The 15,130-nt window shown below is 52.2% G+C and carries 9 protein-coding genes; all 9 read left to right on the top strand.

The window, feature by feature from the left end; all coding sequences use genetic code 11:
- A partial coding sequence (locus ACY2VW_RS02180) for an ABC transporter permease (RefSeq protein WP_461876822.1) occupies positions 1–773 on the top strand: 773 nt, incomplete at its 5' end.
- A gap of 244 nt (positions 774–1,017) precedes the next feature.
- The gene (locus ACY2VW_RS02175) at positions 1,018–2,712 is read left to right on the top strand and encodes an ATP-binding protein (protein WP_461876821.1); all 1,695 of its coding nucleotides are present in this window, start codon (positions 1,018–1,020) and stop codon (positions 2,710–2,712) included.
- Between the two features lie 3 nt (positions 2,713–2,715).
- Positions 2,716–7,260: a leucine-rich repeat protein gene (locus tag ACY2VW_RS02170; RefSeq protein WP_461876820.1), complete on the top strand. Its 4,545-nt coding sequence runs from the start codon at positions 2,716–2,718 to the stop codon at positions 7,258–7,260.
- On the top strand, positions 7,257–8,192 hold the full coding sequence (locus tag ACY2VW_RS02165; RefSeq protein WP_461876819.1) for an AAA family ATPase: 936 nt from the start codon (positions 7,257–7,259) through the stop codon (positions 8,190–8,192). Before ACY2VW_RS02170 ends, ACY2VW_RS02165 begins: the two co-directional genes overlap by 4 nt.
- Positions 8,193–8,198: 6 nt before the next feature.
- A complete protein-coding gene (locus ACY2VW_RS02160; RefSeq protein WP_461876818.1) occupies positions 8,199–9,368 on the top strand; it encodes a DUF58 domain-containing protein in 1,170 nt (389 codons plus the stop codon).
- A gap of 8 nt (positions 9,369–9,376) precedes the next feature.
- Positions 9,377–11,746: a transglutaminase-like domain-containing protein gene (locus ACY2VW_RS02155; protein WP_461876817.1), complete on the top strand. Its 2,370-nt coding sequence runs from the start codon at positions 9,377–9,379 to the stop codon at positions 11,744–11,746.
- Between the two features lie 35 nt (positions 11,747–11,781).
- Positions 11,782–12,543: an endonuclease/exonuclease/phosphatase family protein gene (locus tag ACY2VW_RS02150; RefSeq protein ID WP_461876816.1), complete on the top strand. Its 762-nt coding sequence runs from the start codon at positions 11,782–11,784 to the stop codon at positions 12,541–12,543.
- Positions 12,544–12,764: 221 nt separating this feature from the next.
- Positions 12,765–13,943, top strand: coding sequence for a trans-sulfuration enzyme family protein (locus ACY2VW_RS02145; protein WP_461876815.1), 1,179 nt, complete (start codon positions 12,765–12,767; stop codon positions 13,941–13,943).
- A complete protein-coding gene (locus tag ACY2VW_RS02140; RefSeq protein WP_461876814.1) occupies positions 13,924–15,108 on the top strand; it encodes a MalY/PatB family protein in 1,185 nt (394 codons plus the stop codon). The genes ACY2VW_RS02145 and ACY2VW_RS02140 overlap by 20 nt, the downstream gene beginning before the upstream one ends.
- Positions 15,109–15,130 lie beyond the last annotated feature (22 nt).

Genomic DNA, 15,130 nt, shown 5'->3' with positions numbered 1-15,130 from the left:
TTCTTGTGCTGGGCTGCCTTTTCTGTGGGCAGATCATGACGAAGGATCCCTCGTATATGGATCTGAAAAACTGTTCCGTCATGCCGTGCCGGGAATTTCTGTTTGGAACCGATACGATGGGAAGAGATATTTTCTCGATGATCTGGTACGGCGGCAGAATATCGCTGGCGATCGGTCTGCTTTCTACGCTGATTTCCACCGTGATTGCCGTTCTTTTCGGCGCAGTCAGCGGATGTGCACCGGCGTGGCTGGACGCGCTTCTGATGCGGCTGACCGAGATCTTTTTGTCGGTGCCGAATCTTCTTCTTGTCATTTTTCTTCTGGCCGCTGCGGGAAAATCCAATGTGATTACGATTTCTGCCGTGATCGGAATGACAAGCTGGACAAGCATTGCAAAGGTTGTGCGGACCGAAGTACGGCAGATCCGGAACAGTGAATACGTGATTGCGTCGCGCTGTATGGGAGGCAGTTTTTTCTATATTTTATGGCACCATCTGGCACCGAACTTTTTTTCGTCTATTATGTTTATGGTGGTTATGAACATCCGAAGTGCGATTGCAGCAGAATCCACACTGAGTTTTATGGGAATCGGTCTTCCTCTGGAGGTGATTTCCTGGGGCAGCATGCTGTCGCTTTCGGAAAAAGCGCTGATGACAAAGGCATGGTGGATCATTCTGATCCCGGGTGTTTTTCTGATTGTGACGCTGCTTAGTTTTACAAGCATTGGAAATTATCTGCGGAAGCAGGCAAACAGAAAACAGAGAAATCTGTGAGCTGTTCAGAGAGGCTGCGGTCTGTGGGGAATCCCTGCAGACTGCAGCTTTTTTCTGCCGTCTCCATTGACAGAAAATATCCGTGAAAGACAGTCACAGAAATACATAATTATAGTAGACACTTTTCGACATAAGAGATATAATTTGTTATATATGGCTAAAAATTACAAGGGTTTTTACGGTTAGGGAAAAGGACTTCCGCGCTTGCAGGTTCCATTATTCCGGCCAACAGAAAGGCAAAATGATGATAAAAGAAATAACGGATCTTCTGGCTGTGTTCGGCGGAAATCTGCCGCTGATTGCAGTCGGCTGTGTGGAAGGAATTGCCGCAGTCGTACTGCTTGGAACGGGACTGCAGCGGAAACGGAAAAAAGAAAAGCGGCCATCCTTTGGCGGAGCCGAGCGCGTTTTCCTCGATGAAATCGGAAAAGAAGAGGGGGAGGCATGGCTGATGCTGCGCACCGCGGATAAGATGCCGGTTTACCTGACCGAAAATATCGAAGAGATGATCGGCGTAAACCTGCAGAAACTTCAGGAGGATGTGACCTGCCTTCGGAACATGGCAATGGATATCCGCGAAGCAAACCATCTGTGGAGTAAATATCTTGCATGGGACGGGGCAGAGCCATTTACCTTTGAGATTCTGCATAAAAACGGCAACCGCTTCCAGACACGGATCACACGCTGCGGAAATGGAAAATACGATCTGTTTTCCTTCCAGGATATTACCGCGCACTATGAGAAAGAAAAAGAATACCAGAGAAAACTCCTTCTGGCACAGGAGGAAAGCCGTTCAAAAACAACGTTCCTCTCCCAGATGTCGCATGAAATCCGTACCCCGATGAACGGTATCATGGGTATGCTGGCATTAGCGCGCGGAAAGCTGGATCCGCAGAATCCGGCGATGCAGTATCTGACAAAGGCCGGAGAGCTTTCCGACCACCTGCTTTCCCTCATCAACGACATTCTCGATATGTCGAGGATCGAGGCTGGAAAAGTGGAACTGGAGTGCAAAGCGTTCAGCCTCAAAAAACTGGGTGAGCATCTCTACGACATGTTTGCCAAAACGCTGGAGGCACGCAGCGTTCACTACGAAGTCAAATTTGAGGATATGACCGTTGATTACGTCAAGGGCGATGAACTCCGCCTGAGCCAGGTTATCATCAACTTTCTGTCCAATGCCGTGAAATTTACAAAAGAGGGCGAAATCACCGTAACCTTCCGCCAGATGATGCTCCAGAATGGAAAAGCCGATCTGATGATCTGCGTGCACGACACCGGAATCGGTATGAAAACCGAATTCATCAGCCGCATTTTCCGGCCGTTTGAGCAGGAGGGTGAGCACATCACCAAGGAGTACGGCGGAAGCGGCCTTGGTATGGCAATCACCGACAATCTTGTGCGGCTGATGGGCGGCGAGATTATCGTAAAGAGCAAGCAGGGCGAGGGTTCCGACTTTACCGTCTTTATCAGTCTGCCGGTCGCTGAGCCGGAGGAGGCAGCAGCGCCTGCAGCGGTTGCCGCAGGAAACGGCGAAAATGCATTCCGCGGCCGCCGCATCCTGATGGCAGAGGACAACGAGATCAATGCCATCGTTGCTGTGGAATTTTTAAATGAGATGGGAGCCGAGGTCGATGTGGCAGAAAACGGCCAGATTGCTGTCGACAAATTTGCATCCCATCCGGAAAACTATTACGACTTTATCCTGATGGATGTGCAGATGCCGGTGATGGACGGCCGGAAGGCAGCCAGAACGATCCGTGCACTGGACCGGCCGGATGCCGGAAGCATCCTGATCTTTGCGCTCTCCGCCGATGCGTTCACCGAGGACGAACGGCTTTCCATCGAGAGCGGCATGAATGGACATTATACAAAACCGGTTGACTTTGAAGCACTGCAGCGCAGTGTAGGAGGTTTTCTCAGAGAAAAGCATGGGTAGATAATGAAAAAGATTGATAAGAAAAAAGCAGGAATCGCCATTGCGGCGGTTCCGGTGATTGCGGCAGGAACGGTAGCCATGGTTTCTGCCTATAAACAGGGGATGGAATTTACACCGACCGACGGAAGAAAGGATTTCCAGGCAAATAAGGTCGTGTTTGAGAACGATGAAAATGCGCTGGAGCACCAGGATTCCGCTTCCGATGAGGAGAGCCGTCTGCTGCAGCAGAAAAACAGCGAACAGAATCAGGGAGCCGATCTGCAGAACCAGGCGGATTATCTCTTTGAAGATCAGAAAGTTCAGCAGGAGACAGGGAACGAGACGACTGTCGGAATCGATGAGGAGCAGAACGGAGAGGAAACAAAGAAATCCGATGGTGCACCGACGACGGAACTGCAGAATCCGCAGCAGAATCAGCCGGATGAGACGTACCATGTGACAGAAAATCCAAGTGATGCGGACGTGACGATCCGCGGAAACGATGGAACGATCCCGGCGGGAAACAATAATGGAAACACAGATGGAGACAGGAATGGAACCACAACACCGTCCAGCAGCGGAACGCAGGATCCGCTCACGCCGTCAGTGACACCGGCGCCGAGTGTAACGCCGGGAATTCTCCCGAATCCGACCGAGACACCGGAAGAACCGATCATCACGCCGGCACCGACTGAGACACCGGTGCAGCCGACGCGGCCTTCCAACACGGTAAAGGATCCGACGACCTCGAAGGGGCAGCCAAGCGACGGCCTCATCACCGGAACAACGACAAAGCCGTATCAGGACGGTGTCACGCCTTCCAAGCAGCCAAATGAAGCAGAAGCTGACGGCGGCAGTGTTCTGATCAATCAGCAGATCGGAAGAGGCGCAGGCACGTTCTACTGCGGTCAGACCGTTGACCAGGAGCAGATTTACAACGGACTGGATACGTATGTGATTGGAAGCGATGGAACACGGTATGTCTGGGGTGCAGACGATCTGGACAAATATATCCGCATCGATGCCCTTTCCTTTGACGGCGGCGAGACCTGGACCAGCGATTTCCCAGTTACCATTCCGTCCGGCGATGCGAGCATTGCGCAGATGATGATCCGGGTACAGTATCGTTTTTCCACGGAGGATGAGAAGTGGAGTGAGAGAAAAATTAAATATTTTGTCGCGCCAAACCGCGTTTTCATTCTTTCTGAGACAGTGCAGGAGGGAGAAACGGTTCTTGATACGAGCAAAATTCTGAATGAGGAACAGCATCCGGAGAGCGGACAGAAGATGAATCTGTTTCTGTATCAGTTGTATCTGCTTGGAAATGATACGCAGCTTACGAGCCTGTTTCCAGGCTGGGCGGAGGACGGCGAGCTTGTTCCGTGGTTTTATTATCCCACAGACGGACGCCATATTCTCGAGCCGGAAAAGATGGTTTCTCTGGATTCCCACTATACGGTACAGATGCAGCATTTCTGGATGTCGGAGGATATGGAAGTCGGCGATGATTACAGCAATCTTGCCTACCTGCAGACGCTGACCGATTATCAGGAAAGTGGCTTTTCTTCCCTGGCGGCAGTTTCCGGAAGCGGCTGGAAAGAGAAGCACCGCTGCGAGACCCTGACGGTTCCGGAATACGTGCAGGCGATCAACATCGACCCGGATTCCGGTCTTGCCGCCGACTATCTGGCTGTGCCGGATACCGTGTACTACATCGAGACGCTGAATGACGGACTCCGTGTGGACAAGGGATATCAGGTGGATGAAAACAATCCGGTATATGCGTCGAATGAAGCAGGCATTCTGACCAATAAAGCAGGCACAGAGCTGATCGGAATCCCGTATGACGCAGAAAAAGTGACCGCTGCGAAAGAGGTCACGAAAATCCGCATCAGCGCCGAGAATCAGATTAAGGAGCTGCATCTGGAAGCAGATGAGATTGAGGATCTTCCGAGTGCCAATTACGAATACCTGAATCACTGCAAAATCATTGTAAAGGATGAGATGCTGGAGGAATTTCTGCAGACGTACAGCGCCGTACTTGCAAAAAGCGTGGACAACTGCGTGGCATCCGAGGAAGAGCCGGATGTGACTTATACTGTAAAAGACGATACGATCGTCAGCAGCGATGGAGTGCTGCGCCGCGTATTAAAGGCAGACAGAACGAGCATCCAGCTCTCGAATGATGTTAATGTGATTGGTGATTTTGCCTTTGCCAATACCCCGAATATTACCACGCTGATTCTGCCGCAGAGCGGTACAGCGGTATCCCTGGAAGCAGATGCACTGGCAAAGAGCGGCATCGAGACGGTGCGCTGTTATACGATGACACAGTACCGCGTGCTGAAAGAACAGCTCCGGGCGGCCGGCGCAGAAAAAGAGATTACGCTGGAACTCGTCGGCATCTCGAAAGAGGGATACCATTATGCGAGAACGGAGCAGGACGGCATTGTGACCGGCGAGCTGATCAGCGCACCTTCAGATGTGACAGCGTTTGACGGTGCTGTGACGGCGGAGGACGGCACGGAAGTGCAGATTACCGCGATCGGCGATGCAGCGTTTGCAAACTGCACGGGTCTGCAGTGGGTTACGCTGCCGGAGAGCGTAAAATCGATCGGCTATCAGGCATTTTACAACTGTACGTCGCTGCAGGGCATCTTAAGCCGGAGCACCGATACGATTTCGATCGGAAACCAGGCGCTGGACGGCTGTACATCAATCCGTTTTGCCGCATTCAATGCCATGGAGTGTACGACGGCAGAGGGATACAGCCCGGAGATTGTCGATTCGTATGGAACCTCGTATTTCTATGTGCCGACAAATTCCGAAGGCTATCCGGATACGGCGCTCAGCTTTACGGAGGATTCGAACGTAACAGGCTACGATGTGGCGACAGTCGGGGAAAATACCCGTGTTCTTTACGGAACCAATGAAGAGTCCGGCATGTGGCTGGCACTCCGTTCCGGTTTGATTCTGTCGGATACGCTGGAGCTGCCGGATACAACGATTGAGATTTTCCGCCGCGCGTTTGCGGAAACCTTCGCTTACCATGGTTCCTACAGCGTCAACTGGGCAGCGAGCCCGAATCTCTGGGCTATCGATGCGGGAGCGTTCCAGGCTTCCGAGATCGGCGGAGATCTTGTACTGAATGAGAATTCTTATATTGGATCGTATGCATTTGCCGGATGCACAAAACTGGAAAGTGTGGAAGCACCTGGCGTGTCGGTTTGCCTCGACGAGGCAGCATTTGAAAACTGCAGCAGCCTGCGCAGTGCTTCGTTTGGAAATATGGGAGAAACATCGACCATCTTTGCAGGAATGTTTACGGGTTGTGATGAACTTTCTGAAATTACGCTTTCTGATTACTATGCACCGCAGACCGGTATCTACGGCAGTATGGGATTCCAGTTCAACTATAACTGGACGCAGGAAGAAGAGTCCGAACGGCTACGGCTCAATGTGCCGGAGGGCTCTGAGGAAAACTATATCAAAGAGTGGCGTTATCTGTATGCGGGCTATTACGATTTCGGGGATGATTCCGCTTATCAGAACATGTGGACTGATATTCAGTGGAACAACATGAACTGGGAGACCTGGGAGTTTCCGGCGGATGAAACGGTCGATCAGATTCTGAAGGAAACCCTGACGGAGAAAGAAAACTGCATCCGCAGAACGCTCGGTATCGAGACGGTTTCCGAGCCGACCGGTTTTTATCCGTACCGCGTGGATTACGATATGATCACGATGATCGGTGCACCGTCCTCTACGGAATTTGTTTACCTGTCCGGACCGGATCTGGATCTGCCGGACGGCTGGTACCCGGATTACATTGGAACAGGAATGTTCCGTTCCTGCGCAGACCTGCAGGGTGTGATTGTGCCGGATTACATTGCCGGTCTTTCGACCAATGCATTTAACGGAGCGAAAAACAATCGTTTCTATATCTATTTTGAGAGCGGCACACCGATGGAGCTGATGGGATGGTCGAAAGAAGAACCGTTCCGCTTCGGCGATGATGAGAGTAAGATTCAGATTATGGTGGCATTCGGTGCCGAGAATGATTATATCAACGCCTGGATGTATCCGATGGCAGGCTATGCTAATCTGGATGAGATGCTGGCGGATATCCGTGCGGAGCTTTCCGTGGACGGCAAAGAGCCGACAGATCTGGAAGTGTATGAGGAGACCGGAAAACGGCTGCTTGCCGTGGAAAACCGCCTGCGTGCGATGATGGATCTCGCCCCGATTTCGGATGCCTCCGAGCTGGCCGGAGAACTGCCGGGCCTGTTGGAGACTGCAAAGACGGCAGAAGAAAAGACGCAGAAAATCGAAGAGCAAAAAGCAGCAGAAGCACAGCAGAGCGCTGCTGTTGAGATCGAGAATAAGACAGAAGAAAACGGCGGCGCAGATTCCGCGGTTTCGGGATCGGAAGAGCCGGATCAGACACCGGAATCAGAAGAAAAAACAGAGAGCGCATCGGAGGCAGCGTCTGCGGAAACAGAAACAGAAGCAGAGACGGCAGTGCAGTCCGAACCAGAAAGCGCAGATGAGGAGGAAGCACAGGAATGATAGTGGAGCAGTCCAGACAGATTATTGCAGAGGTCAACAAGGCCTTTATCGGAAAAAATGAAATTGTAGAAAAGGTACTGATGACCATCTACGCCGGCGGACACGTCCTTTTGGAGGACTGCCCGGGCGTCGGAAAAACGACACTGGCTGTCACCTTTTCCAAAGTGCTGGGACTTTCCCACAAACGAATCCAGTTCACCACCGACACGCTTCCGTCAGACATCACCGGTTTTAACATGTTCAACCGCGAGACAAACCAGTTCGAGTACCGCGACGGAGCTGCCAACTGCCAGCTTCTTCTGGCGGATGAGATCAACCGTACCTCACCGAAAACACAGTCGGCGCTTCTTGAGGTGCTTGAGGAGCATACGATCAGTGTGGACGGCGTAACGCATATGCTGCCGGAACCGTTCATCTGCATCGCAACACAGAACCCGCTCGGTTTTGCCGGAACACAGCCGCTGCCGGAATCCCAGCTGGACCGTTTCATGGTCTGCCTTTCCATCGGCTATCCGAGCCTGGAAAACCAGATGAAGATCATTCACTCTCAGAAGTACAGCAATCCGCTTGCCGATCTGCGCGAGGTAACGACAGCGCAGAATATTATGGAAGTAAGAGATTACCTGAGTTCTGTCAAGATGACGGACGCTGTTTTAAGCTATGCGATCCGTCTCTGTGAAGCGACGAGAAACCATCCGCTGATCGAGCTTGGTATTTCTCCGCGAGGCGTCCAGGCGCTGGTGCGTATGGCATGTGCGGGAGCGGTTCTTCGGGAGCGCAACTACGTCGTGCCGGAGGATGTTCAGAGAATCTTCTGTGATGTCTGCGCACACCGTCTGGTACTCCGGCCGCAGGCGCAGGTCGACGGACTGACTGCGAGAGCACTTCTCGAGGAGATCATGATGAAGGTAAGACCGGAAGCAGAGAGGTAAACCGCTATGTGGAAAAATCGACTGGGGTATATCCTCACGGCGGGTGCGATGTTCCTGCTTGTCTTTTTCTTCAGTGAGCCGTTCCTTCTTTATGCGGGCACTGCCCTGATCCTGATTGCACTTGTCGTCGGTATCGGCATGCATCAGGAATGCCGGGATCTGGAAGTGAAGCTGAAGGTCGGAAAAGGTGTGCGCGGAGGCGAAGAGCTTCCGCTTGAAATTACGGTCAGAACGCAGAAGAGTCCGTGGTTTCTGCGCTGTATCCAGATGGACCTCACCATCCAGAATGAAATGTTCCAGACGACAGAGCAGACGAGACTGATCCTGCCGCTGTCGGGCCGGGCGAATTGTTTTACCATGAAAGAGACGATTCCGGTCTGCGGAGAAATTGAGGTTACATGCAGCCAGATCCGGGCGTATGACTTCTTAAGACTGTTCTGTACGGAGATTGATACGCTGGAACTTGCGAGTACGGTCGTTTATCCGAAACGCCGCCGGCTTCAGGTGCAGCTTTCCCGCACGGCTGCCGGTATTCCAAAGTACACCGGAATGGTTCAGAACCGCAAGGGAAGTGATCCAAGTGAAATGTTTGATATCCGGGATTATACGCCTGGGGATGACATTCGATCCATTCACTGGAAACTGTCAAGTAAGACGGACAATCTGATTCTGCGCCAGGCGAGCGATCCGGCGCACTACAACACGGTGCTGCTGCCGGATTTTGGACGAAATCAGCTGGAACAGGAGCATGCGGCAGAGCAGATTAATGCGGCGATCGGCTATGCCGTTGCACTCGGAGAAGAACTGCTGCGGCAGAATGCGGCCTTCGGCTTTGCTTTTCCGACGCCGCAGGGCCTGAAAATAGAGGAAGTCAGAAACCGCAGTGCATTTCAGCAGCTTATCGCACTGTGGCTCAGTGTGCCGGTACAGGAAATGAGCGGCACGGGACTCCGCTATTTTGAAATGAATCATATGGAAGAGCGCTTCACAAAACTGATTCTGTTTGCAGCCGGTGATGATATGCCGAATCCTGGCGCACTGAACGGAAAAATCGATGTTACAGTGCTTGCGGCAACGGAAACGGAACACATCAAAACCAGCACGGCCGGAACGTGCGAGCGTCTGGAACTCCCAAGCAGATGGGAGGCCGGGGAATGCGAGAGAATCATATGCTAGGAGCCAGTATGAAGAATTGGAACAATCAAAAACAACAGATTCCCACACTGGAAATCCTTCCGGAGGGAACAAAACTGACCGGTGTCACAGCAGCCATTCCGGTATTTTTTATCGCATTTGGAATCATGGAAATGCTGCAGAACATCTGGGGCGATGCAGCGCCGGGACACCTGGTACTGCTGATCGGACTTGCGTTCGGCATTTTCTGCTGCTGTGCGGCAGAGGTCTTAAAACAGAAAAAGAAAAAAAGTAATGGAATCCAGATCATTTCCTTTGCGGTGGTGTGGCTGCTGGCCGGAATCCCGCAGAGCATCCGCGGCCTGCAGGGCTTCTGGCGGATTACGGCGGAACGGTGGAGTGCAGCGCGTGACGGCGGTACGGCAGCGTACACGGCTATCGCAGGAATCCGTGAAATCCGGGCGGTCACACTTGTTGTATCCGTGCTTGTGATGGAAGTTCTCTGGATGCTGCTGCTGAAAAGAAAGCACCGCACCCTGGGTTCTCTGATCTGTGCAGCCGGCATTCTGATTCCGCTTCTCTTAGATGTATTCCATCCGGTATCGGCAGCATTCTTAAGTGCAGGAATGATCGGCCTCAGGCTTGGAAGCAAGTCACATGCGCAGTGGAAGAGCAACTGTGCAGGACTGCTGGCCTGCCTTCTGGTTTTCCTGCTTCCGGCAATACTGCTGCCGCAGGAAAAAATTCCGTTTTTCACACAGCTTCTGGGCGATACGAAACAGAAGATCTATGAGATTCGATATGGAAAGGACGGGCTGCCGGAAGGAAATCTGTATGAAGCAGACACGCTCCATGCGGGAGAAGAACCGGTGCTGGCGATCCGTTCCGAACAGAAGAAAAATCTGTATTTTAAGGGTTATGTCGGCGGAACGTATGCGAATGGCGTATGGGAGCCGCTTTCCGGCGAATCGTACCGCGGTACATCGTCGGGCATGCTGGAATGGCTGGCGAAAAAGAACTTTGATCCGCTGACACAGACGGCGCAGTATTATGCACTCGGGGATGAGGAAGATAAGCCGGAAGCGAACCGGGTTTATGTGGAAAATACGGGAGCATCGCGCTACTACATTTATGCGCCTGCTTCGCTGGAAAAGATCACAACCCGCGGTGCGGCATCAGAGAAAAAAGATCAGTTTCTGGCCGCAAAAGGCCTGTTTGGAAAACAGAACTACGGTATGACAGAGGTGTCATCCTCCCGTCCGGCGGAGCTTGTTGTGGCCGGTTCCTGGGTGGAAAACCCGGAAACGGAGGAGCAGAAAACGTACAGCGAGGCGGAGTCCGTTTACCGTACGTTTGTTTACGACCATTACACGGCAGTTGACCAGACGATGTACGATAAAATGCAGGAAGTTTTCTGGGAAGAGGATCCATCGGAAACGGACGGCATCTACAGTGCGCTTGGCCGGATCCGAAAGGTGCTGGAGAGCCGCGTAACGTACAGCGAAAATCCGGGAGCGATTCCGGAAGACGAGGATCCGGTATTCTGGTTCCTGGATGAGTCAAAGGAAGGAAATGCGATGCTGTATGCGTCGACCGCAGTGGAGGCGCTTCGTGCGAAGGGCATTCCGGCACGGTATGTGGAAGGATATTTTCTTTCGGAATCGGCTCCGACAGGGGAAAAAGGCCAGGCGGAGCTGACCGGAAACGATGCCCATGCGTGGGTGGAGATTTACTTCGACGGCATCGGATGGCTTCCGGCGGATGTGACACCGGGGTACTATTATAATGTTGCATCTCTTCAGAAAATGGTTGGAAGTCCGGATTCTGTACAGAAGAATGTGGCGCTGGAGAACAATTCGCTGTCGGCGGAGCAGATTACCGGCGTGGAAAACCGGAAGAGCAAGGCAGGAGAAGCCGTTCTTCCAGTACTGCGCAGTGTTTCGCTGTTTCTTCTCGGGCTGCTCGGCGTGCTTCTGATTCTGCTGACGCTGCTTGTGATTGCGGCGGAGGCGGCACGGATCATCTGCCTTGGACCGGCGGCAAAGAAACAGCAGAAGGAGCGGCCGGGCAGGCGGATCCGAAGAACGGAAGCAAGAATTTACCAGTATCTTTGTCTGTGGGGCATAGATGCCGGTCTTGGATGGGAAACGGCAGCAACCGATGCAGAACTCGCCCGCAGGTTTCCGGCGGTCGAGCCAGGCGAATATACGCGTGTCTGCCATCTGATCGAGAAACATATCTACGGCGAGATTCTGCTGTCTCCTTATGAGGAGCGTACGCTGAACCATTTTCTGGAAAAGCTGACGGAGCCGGTACCGGGCTGCAGATGGAAAATGCGGCTGAAGCTTCGCTATGCGTGTCTGCGCCGTGTAAATACAAAGAAAAAGAAGAGAAAGCACAGCGCTTTCCAACAAAAATAAGGGTTAGAAAAACAAACGAAAAGAGGGGTTTTACGATGAAATATGTAACATTCAATATCCGCTGTGATTACGGCGAGGACGGGGACAACAATTTTGTTTACCGCAAACCGCTGATTCTGGAAAAAATCAGCCAGGAGAAACCGGACATCATCGGCTTTCAGGAGGTACGGCCGCATGTGGCTGTCTGGCTGAAGGAAAATCTGCCGGAGTATTACGTTGTCGGCTGCGGAAGAGGAGAGGATCTGGCCGATGAGGCGATGGTGATCGCGTACCGGAAAAACCGCTATCAGATCGTGAGCCTCGAAACCTTCTGGCTGTCGCCGACTCCGTACGTGCCGGGGTCCCGTTATGCGGTGCAGAGCGTGTGCCCGCGCACTGCGACGGACGCCTTATTCCAGGATCTGGAGAGCGGCAAGGTGTTCCGCGTGATCAACACCCATCTGGATCACGAGGGTTCCGAGGCGAGAAAACTTGGGCTGGAACAGATTCTGGCGCATCTGGATGAGGAAAAACTCTTTGGTGATGTGCCGGTGATTTTCGGCGGAGACTTCAATGCCGAGCCGGACAGCGAGGAGATGAAACCGCTGAAGGAGACCGATGGTCTTGTGAATGCGACGGAGGGAATCGGCATTACGTTCCACAATTTCCACAGAGACGATCCGAACGATCCGCAGTGCTCGATTGATTACATCATTCTCAAAGGGGACTGGGAACTGAAAAAGGTGGAAAAATGGACGGAGCAGAAGGACGGTGTGTGCCTTTCCGATCATTATCCGATCTGTGCGGAGTTTATTTAAAAACAGAAAACAGTTATTTGGGAGGCGGCAGCCGGGAGAAAAATCTTTCGGCTGCCGCTTCTTTTCTGTGATCAAGGTATGCGCTATAGGAAAAACTTATAACAAGTCAAAGAAAAAAGGGAATATACAAATGCCGCATTTTCTGTTATGATAGGTTACGTTATAAAACCTATCAGATTAGTATAGAAAAGAAATTTACGAAATAACAGGAGATTATTCATATGGCAAGAGGAATTGACACAAAATGTATCCATTTAGAAGAAGACGAGGGACAGTGCAGCCACTACGGCGCACTCAGCTACCCGATCTATCAGACCGCAACGTATGCGCATCCGGGCGTAGGACAGAGCACCGGATTTGATTACAGCAGACTGCAGAACCCGACCAGAGAGCATCTGGAGAAGATGGTGGCTGCACTGGAAAACGGTATTGACGCATTCGCGTTAAGCTCCGGCGTGGCAGCGATCTCTCTTCTGATGGAAATGTTCCGCCCGGGCGACCACATCATTGCGGACTCCGACCTGTACGGCGGCAGCATTCGTCTGTTCCACAACGTCAACGAGAAAAACGGCGTCGAGTTTTCCAGCGTCGACTGCTGCCGTGATGACGTGGAGAGCTATGTGAAAGAAAATACAAAAGCAATCTACATCGAAACTCCGACGAACCCGATGATGAACGTAACCGACATCCGGAAAATGGCGGATATTGCAAAACGCCACAACCTGATTCTGATCGTGGACAACACCTTTATGTCCCCATATTTCCAGAACCCGCTCGATCTCGGTGCAGATGTTGTCATCCACAGCGGCACGAAATACTTAAGCGGCCACAACGATACGCTGGCAGGCTTTATCGTGACAAACCGTGAAGATATTCAGGAAAAACTGCGTTTCCTGATTAAGACAACAGGTGCAGGTCTTGCTCCGTTTGACTGCTGGCTGGTACTGCGCGGTATGAAAACCTTAGGCATCCGCATGGAACGCTCCCAGGAGAATGCAGAGCAGATCGCCGCATGGCTGCAGCAACAGAAGGCTGTTACGAAAGTGATCTATCCGGGACTGCTGGATCACCCGGGCCACGAGATCATGAAAAAACAGGCGAGAGGCTTCGGCGCAATGCTGACGATCCAGCTCGAGAGCAAAGAGTTTGCCCTTGCCATTCTGGAAAAAGTAAGAATGATCCGTTTTGCCGAGAGCCTCGGCGGCGTGGAGACACTCGTGACGTATCCGACAACACAGACCCATGCCGATGTGCCGAAAGAAATCCGCGAGCGGAACGGAATTACGGAGAGCACCCTTCGCTTCTCCGTCGGAATTGAAAATATCGAGGACCTGATCGGCGAGCTTACGAAGGTCTTTGCAGAAATCGAGGAAGAGAAAAATGGCGGAAAGAAATCTTGATTTTGACAGAATCATCAATCGGAGAAATACGGACTGTTTAAAATATGACTTCGCAGTAAAACGCGGTATGCCAGCCGACGTGCTGCCGCTGTGGGTGGCGGATATGGATTTTGAGACATCCTCCTACATCGAGGATGCTCTGGTGGAGCGTGCGAAAATGGGCATTTACGGATACAGCGATGCGCAGACTCCGTATTTTGGGGCCGTTGCGGGATGGATGAAACGCCATCACAACTGGGAGCCGAAAGAGGAGTGGCTGATCAAAACGCCGGGTGTTGTGTTTGCACTCGCGATGGCAGTCAAGGCCTACACTGAGCCAGGCGATGCTGTGCTGATTCAGTCGCCGGTTTACTATCCATTTTCCGAGGTCATTGCAGATAACGGCAGAAGAGTCGTCAGCAGCACGCTGGTGCTCGGCGACGACAACCGCTATCACATGGATGTGGCTGATTTTGAGGAGAAGCTGAAATCCGAAAACGTGAAGCTTTTCTTCCTCTGCAACCCGCACAACCCGGTCGGAAGAGTCTGGACGAAAGAGGAGCTGACTGTGATCGGCGATCTCTGCGTGCAGTACGGCGTGACCGTTGTAAGTGATGAGATCCATGGAGATTTCATTTTCAAAGGCGAGCATCAGGTGTTTGCCGGAATCAAAAAAGAGTACGAGGATATCACCATTACCTGCACCGCGCCGAGCAAGACGTTCAACCTGGCGAGCATGATGATGTCGAATATCTTTATCGCCAACCCAGAACTCCGCGCAAAATTCCAGAAACAGCTCGATGCTGCCGGAACGAGCCAGCTTGGCGTGATGGGTCTTGTGGCCTGCCAGACAGCGTACAACAAGGGCGAAGAGTGGTATCAGGCGATGCTTTCCTATGTGAAGGCAAATGCGGAATTCACAAAACAGTATGTGGAGGAGCAGCTTCCGGGCGTGAAGATGATCGACCTGGAAGGAACGTACCTTGTATGGCTTGATTTCCGCGGGACGGGGCTTTCGGTCGATGAACTGGAAGACCTGATCATCAACAAGGCGAAGCTGTGGCTTGACAGCGGCAAGATTTTCGGGGACTGCGGACGCGGCTTCCAGCGGATCAACATCGCCTGCCCGCGCGCAACCCTGACCGAGGCACTCGACCGGATCCGGGACGCATTAAAGAACAGATAAAATACGATAATAAACCGCCTTT

Source organism: Fusicatenibacter sp. (assembly GCF_977045365.1).
The sequence above is the reverse complement of the archived record's forward strand: the minus strand, read 5'-3'. Positions and strand labels throughout refer to the sequence as shown.

Bases quoted from the DNA above. Each gene is read 5' to 3' on its own strand.
- ACY2VW_RS02175 (WP_461876821.1), top strand. From the start codon at position 1,018: ATGATAAAAGAAATAACGGATCTTCTGGCTGTGTTCGGCGGAAATCTG.
- ACY2VW_RS02170 (WP_461876820.1), top strand. From the start codon at position 2,716: ATGAAAAAGATTGATAAGAAAAAAGCAGGAATCGCCATTGCGGCGGTT.
- ACY2VW_RS02165 (WP_461876819.1), top strand. From the start codon at position 7,257: ATGATAGTGGAGCAGTCCAGACAGATTATTGCAGAGGTCAACAAGGCC.
- ACY2VW_RS02160 (WP_461876818.1), top strand. From the start codon at position 8,199: ATGTGGAAAAATCGACTGGGGTATATCCTCACGGCGGGTGCGATGTTC.
- ACY2VW_RS02155 (WP_461876817.1), top strand. From the start codon at position 9,377: ATGAAGAATTGGAACAATCAAAAACAACAGATTCCCACACTGGAAATC.
- ACY2VW_RS02150 (WP_461876816.1), top strand. From the start codon at position 11,782: ATGAAATATGTAACATTCAATATCCGCTGTGATTACGGCGAGGACGGG.
- ACY2VW_RS02145 (WP_461876815.1), top strand. From the start codon at position 12,765: ATGGCAAGAGGAATTGACACAAAATGTATCCATTTAGAAGAAGACGAG.
- ACY2VW_RS02140 (WP_461876814.1), top strand. From the start codon at position 13,924: ATGGCGGAAAGAAATCTTGATTTTGACAGAATCATCAATCGGAGAAAT.